Origin of the sequence: Streptomyces sp. WAC06614, from assembly GCF_003949795.1 — a bacterium.
Classification (GTDB): domain Bacteria; phylum Actinomycetota; class Actinomycetes; order Streptomycetales; family Streptomycetaceae; genus Streptomyces.
In genome coordinates, this window is sequence record NZ_RPRY01000468.1 from 1 (window position 1) to 4,200 (window position 4,200).

General features: G+C 73.9%; 3 protein-coding genes and 2 pseudogenes. 1 reads left to right on the plus strand and 4 read right to left on the minus strand.

From position 1 onward, the window contains the following. Together EF918_RS37810 and EF918_RS33265 are read right to left on the minus strand one after the other, a co-directional pair. A pseudogene (locus tag EF918_RS37810) lies at window positions 1-209 on the minus strand (DNA primase); the annotation flags it as partial. A gap of 165 nt (window positions 210-374) precedes the next feature. Next, window positions 375-980 carry a TetR/AcrR family transcriptional regulator gene (locus EF918_RS33265; RefSeq protein ID WP_125652621.1) on the minus strand — a complete coding sequence of 202 codons (606 nt, stop codon included), beginning with the start codon at window positions 978-980 and terminating at the stop codon, window positions 375-377. Window positions 981-1,106: 126 nt separating this feature from the next. Between EF918_RS33265 and ddaH the strand changes: the two genes are divergently transcribed. After that, a complete protein-coding gene (gene ddaH, locus EF918_RS33270) occupies window positions 1,107-1,919 on the plus strand; it encodes a dimethylargininase (RefSeq protein WP_125652622.1) in 813 nt (270 codons plus the stop codon). A 17-nt stretch (window positions 1,920-1,936) separates the two neighbouring features. On the opposite strand, the gene EF918_RS33275 is transcribed toward ddaH, so the two are convergent. Together EF918_RS33275 and EF918_RS33280 are read right to left on the minus strand one after the other, a co-directional pair. Continuing rightward, window positions 1,937-2,938, minus strand: a complete 1,002-nt coding sequence (locus tag EF918_RS33275; RefSeq protein ID WP_125652623.1) for a small ribosomal subunit Rsm22 family protein — start codon at window positions 2,936-2,938, stop codon at window positions 1,937-1,939. Window positions 2,939-2,954: 16 nt separating this feature from the next. Continuing rightward, a pseudogene (locus tag EF918_RS33280) lies at window positions 2,955-4,200 on the minus strand (multidrug effflux MFS transporter); the annotation flags it as partial.

Sequence of the window (4,200 nt, forward strand, 5' to 3'; positions counted from 1 at the left end):
GGGGTGGGACAGCCGATCCGTTCGCACGAACAGCGGTAGCCGTCGGGATGGGCGGCGGGGGCGAGGGGGAGGCCCGCGGCGGCGACGCCCAGCAGGAGCGCCTCACGCGTGCGTCCGGGGTCCTCCGCGACGGGTTTCCGGCGCCGGCGGAGCCATCCGGAAATCCTGCTCTGCTCGCCGCGTACGACGCGGCCGGGCTCAGACCCCATCTATCCCCTCACCTCACCGTTGGTCCTCGGCAGATCCCACCATCGTCCCACCATCCGGAGGCCGAAGTGACCGCACTCTCCAACCCGGGGCACCACACAACCCCCACATAACCACACATTTCAGCCACACTTGTGCGAGGGAAAGCGGCCGGGGGCCCCGGTGATCTACGCCACCTTCGCGATACCGCCGAGCACCCGGTCCACCAGCGCGTCCGTGAACGCGTGGGTCAGCGGAGCCGTCCGCAGCAGCCAGCGGTACGTCAGCGGGCCGAGGAGCATCTCGACGGCGAGGCGCAGATCGGTGTCCTCGGCGAGCTGCCCGGCGTCCCGGGCCGCGCGCAGCCGGGCCTCGTAGAGGGCCAGTTGCGGCTCCAGCAGCTTGGCGGTGAACTGCGCGCCGAGGGCGGGGTCGGTGGCCCCGGCGGCGGTCAGGGCGCGGGCGGGCGCCTCGTACTTCTCGTCGTTGAACTCGTCGACCGTGGCCCGCAGGACGTGCTTCAGGTCCGCGGCCAGGTCACCGGTGTCCGGGAACCCCTCCCAGCCGCCCTCGGCCTCGGCGTCCCCGGCCAGCGCGAGCGAGGCGTCGAGGAGCACCGCCGCCTTCGACGGCCACCAGCGGTAGATGGTCTGCTTGCCGACGCCGGCCCGTGCGGCGATGGCCTCGATGGTGAGCTTGTTGTAGCCGACCTCGCCGACGAGGGCGAGCGCGGCGTCGAGGATGGCGCGACGGGAGCGGTCGCTGCGACGGGAGGCATCGGGGATCTTCGCCATCCGGCCACCCTACCAACGCGAGACGTATCGTCTTCCCATGGTCCGGTAAACCACCCGAACAGTTCACTGCGCGCTCACCTTTCAGGAGAGACGATTCTCTGACTCTCATAACGTGAGGAGCCTTCTTTGCGCAGAGACGCCACACCCCGGCGGTACCTGATGTGCCCACCCGCGCACTTCAAGGTCACGTACTCCATCAACCCGTGGATGGACCCCACGAAACCGGTGGACCTGCCCCTCGCCCTGGCCCAGTGGGAGGACCTGCGGGACCGCTACCGCGCCCTCGGCCACACCGTCGAGGAACTCGCGCCGGACCCGGCGCTGCCGGACATGGTCTTCGCCGCCAACGGCGCCACCGTCATCGACGACCGGGTGCTGATCGCGCGCTTCGCCTACCCCGAGCGGGCCGCCGAGGCCGAGGCCCACGCGCAGTGGTTCGCCGCGCACGGGTTCGCGGAGATCCACCAGGCCTCGCACGTCAACGAGGGCGAGGGCGACTTCGCCGTCACGGCCACCTACGTGCTGGCGGGCCGGGGCTTCCGGTCCAGTCCGCTCTCGCACGACGAGGCCCAGGAGTTCTTCGGGCGGCCGGTGATCGGGCTGGACCTCGTCGACCCCCGCTACTACCACCTCGACACCGCGCTGTGCGTGCTCGACGGCGACGAGATCATGTACTACCCGCCGGCGTTCTCGCCCGGCAGCCGCGCCGTGCTGCGCCGGCTGTTCCCCGACGCGCTGCTCGCCACCGACCAGGACGCGGCCGCGCTCGGGCTGAACGCGGTCTCCGACGGCCGGCACGTGCTGCTGCCGCAGGCGGCGGTCGGGCTGTTCGGGCCGCTGCGCGACCGCGGCTTCGAGCCGATCGGGGTGGACCTCGGCGAACTGCTCAAGGGCGGCGGCAGCGTGAAGTGCTGCACCCAGGAGCTGCGCCCGGCCTGACCGGGACCGGCCGCCGGTCATCCGGCCGGCGGCCACTCCTCGCCCCACTCGGCGTCCCGGGCCGCCTTGTACAGGTCGCCGTGGCGCTTGGTGACCGTCTCGCGGACCAGTCCGTCGGGCCCGCACAGGTCCAGCAGGACCAGGCCCTTGCGGATCTGCGGCCGGCGGGTGATCCGGGCCCCGGCCGGGGCCGCGGGGAGGCGCACGGCGGCGACGTAGCTGAACTTCTCGTCCTCGTACGCCAGCGACCCGCCCTTGACCTGCCGGTGCAGGGAGGACCGGCTGACCCGGGCCGAGAAGTGGCACCAGTCCTCGCCGACCACGATCGGGCAGGTCCCGTCGTGCGGGCAGGGCGCGGCCACGTGCATCCCCGCCGCGATCAGCGCGTCGCGGGCCTCGCGGATCCGCAGGTAGCCCTCGGGGGTGCCCGGTTCGACGACGACCACCACCCGCGCCGCCCGGGCCGCCTCGGCGACCACTGCCGCGCGGGCCTCGGCGGTCAGCTCCCCGAGCACGTAGGAGACGGTGACCAGTTCGGCCTCCGGCAGCGACAGCCCGGTCCCGATGACCGCCCGGCGCCACTCGGCCCCGCGCAGCACCGGCGAACCCGAGGCCCCGGCCAGCTCCCGGCCCAGCGCCAGCGCCGGCTCGGCCCAGTCCAGCACGGTGGTCTCCCGCGGCCCGTCCCAGGTCGCGTCCACCGCCCAGGTCGCCGCTCCCGTACCGCCGCCCACGTCGACGTGCGAGGCCGGGGCCCAGTCGGGGGCGGCGTCGGCCAGGGCGCCGAGGGCCGCGCGGACCGCCTCGAAGGTCGCCGGCATCCGGTAGGCCGCGTACGCCGCCACGTCGGAGCGGTCCCGCAGCACGGGCGCGTCCGTGGGCGTCCGGCCCCGGTAGTTGGCGATCAGCCGGTCGACGGCGGCCGCGGCCTGCTTCGGCGGCAGCCCGTCGAGCAGCCCGCCGAGCGCGGCGCGCAGGGTGTCGGCGGTGGTGGGGGAGGCGGGTACGGAGTGGTTCACCACGGCAGCTTACGGCGCCGCGGGCGCGGCGACCGGCTCGCGGTCCTGCCAGGGACGGCACAGGCCGAGGAAGCAGGCCGCCGCCAGCAGCGAGCAGATCACCTGGACCAGAGCCATCGGCGCGGCCGTGTCCTCGCCGGCGATCCCGACCAGCGGCGAGGCCACCGCCCCGACCAGGAACGAGGAGGTGCCCAGCAGCGCGGAGGCCGAGCCCGCCGCGTGCGGGGTACGCATCAGCGCCTGCGCGTTGGTGTTGGGCAGCAGCAGACCCATCGCGGAGACCAGCACGAACAGGGCGACCGCCACCGGGGCGAGGCCCGTCCGGCCGAACGTGCCCGCCGCCATCAGCAGCAGGGCCACCGACGCCAGCGTGCTCACGGCCAGCCCGACGGCGAGGACCTTGTCCAGACTGACCCGGCCCACCAGCAGCTTGCCGTTGATCTGGCCGACCACGATCAGCCCGACCGAGTTGGCCCCGAACAGCAGGCTGAAGGCCTGCGGGGAGGCCCCGTGGATCTCCTGGACCACGAACGGCGAGGCGGAGATGTACGAGAACAGCACGGCGAACGCGAACCCGCCGGCCAGGGTGTACCCGGTGAAGACCCGGTCGGACAGCAGCCCGCGCATGGTCCGCAGGGCCGCGCCCACCCCGCCGGTCTGGCGCCGCTCGGGCGGCAGGGTCTCGCGCAGGCCCCGCCACACCAGCAGGGTGAGCACGGTGCCGACCCCGGTCAGCACGAGGAAGACGCCCCGCCAGTCGGCGACGCGCAGCACCTGGCCGCCGATGAGCGGGGCCACGATGGGGGCGGCCCCGGAGATCAGCATGAGGGTGGAGAAGAACCGGGCCATGGCGACCCCGTCGTACAGGTCGCGCACGACGGCCCGCGCGATCACTATCCCGGCGGCCCCGGCCAGGCCCTGGAGCAGCCGGAAGCCGATGAGCAGGCCGGCGCTGGGGGCCAGGGCGCAGACGGCGGTGGCCAGGACGTAGACCACCATGCCCACGAGCAGCGGGCGGCGCCGGCCCCACTTGTCGCTCATCGGCCCGATGACGAGCTGGCCCAGCGCCATGCCGGCCAGGCAGGCGGTCAGCGTGAGCTGGACGGTCGCGGCCGGGCTGGACAGGGCGGTGGTCACCTCCGGCAGGGCCGGCAGGTACATGTCCATGGACAGCGGGGCCAGGGCGGTCAGGCCGCCCAGGACGAACACGACGAGCGCGCCGGGCCGCATGGCGCTGGGCCAGCTCGTCATCGGGCCGATGA

Excerpts from the sequence above, each read along its gene's own strand:
- EF918_RS33265 (WP_125652621.1), bottom strand. The coding sequence starts at position 980 with ATGGCGAAGATCCCCGATGCCTCCCGTCGCAGCGACCGCTCCCGTCGC.